The organism is Lactobacillus sp. UMNPBX6 (assembly GCF_002553975.1).
GTDB classification, from domain to species: Bacteria; Bacillota; Bacilli; order Lactobacillales; family Lactobacillaceae; genus Lactobacillus; species Lactobacillus gallinarum.
In genome coordinates this window covers 1-1,168 of record NZ_PCZD01000117.1, presented here as the reverse complement: position 1 = coordinate 1,168, position 1,168 = coordinate 1, and the positions used below count along the sequence as shown (strand labels likewise).

Below are 1,168 nucleotides of genomic sequence, written 5' to 3'. Positions count from 1 at the left end.
CCCGGATTTAAAATTGAAGTGCAACACTAAGTGTTAAACAAAAAGGCCATGAAGACCTAAACTTGAAGTGACGAAAAATCAAGAAAGGAAGATCTTCATGACCAATTCAAATTCTAGCATTTCTAAGCACTATCATCAATTAACCAGCGTACAACGTGGACAAATTCAAGCAATGCTGGATTCCGGCATAACTTCCCGTACTGTTATCGCTCAAGAAGTTGGCTGCCATAAGTCGACAATCAGTCGCGAAATCAAACGCGGAAGCGTCCTGCAAAGAGACAGCAGCTATTTATTGTATGAGCACTATTACGCTGATACTGCACAGATTTATTATGAGAAGCGTCGCCAAAACTGCTATCAGCGCAATCCATTGAAGCATTATGCTGTCTTTTTGAGAATGCTCTCCAGACGCTTTAAAGCTAAATTTGATGCCACCAGCATCGATGAGTTCGTTGGTGAATTCAAAAGGACTATGCCAGGCTACCCTTGTCCCAGCACACCAACCGTCTATCGCTATATTGATCAGGGCTTGCTGGACATAAGCAATATTGATCTGCCTATGAAGCTCAAAAGACGCAGGAACAAGCGTCATCACAGCCATGGCGGTCACGCTTTGCACAAGAAGCATCTTGGCAATTCCATTGAACAGCGTCCTAAGGAGGTTGAAGACAGAAAAGCTCCGCTGCACTGGGAAGGAGATCTGGTTAAAGGCGTCAGACGCAAGAATCAGCCTGCTTTAATGACTTTGACTGAAAGAACCACACGCTTTGAAGTAGTTATCAAGATTCCTGACTATCGGGCAAGCACATGCCAAAGGCTGCTTCAAAAGGAGATTGACAGACATCCTGCCTGGTTTAAATCAATCACGTTTGACAATGGCTCTGAGTTTGCGGATATGACCAAGATCAAGGGCTGCCAGATTTACTTTGCTCACCCATATTCTCCATGGGAAAGGGGCACCAATGAGAACTGCAATGGTCTTTTGCGTCAATTCTTCCCTAAGGGCAAGAGCATGAAAGACAAGTCAAAAGCTTATGTTCAACAGGCAACTGATGCCATTAACCACAAATATCGCCGAATCCTCCAATATCACACAGCAGAGGAACTCTTCAAGCAATATATTTCTTCATAGCCTAACTGTTGCACTTAATTTGACAATTCAGGAAAA

Annotated in this window: 1 protein-coding gene; it reads left to right on the top strand. The window is 43.6% G+C overall.

The window, feature by feature from the left end; genetic code table 11:
- Window positions 1-97: 97 nt before the first annotated feature.
- The gene (locus tag CP357_RS09900; RefSeq protein WP_014567885.1) at window positions 98-1,132 is read left to right on the top strand and encodes an IS30 family transposase; all 1,035 of its coding nucleotides are present in this window, start codon (window positions 98-100) and stop codon (window positions 1,130-1,132) included.
- The last annotated feature ends 36 nt before the right edge of the window (window positions 1,133-1,168 follow it).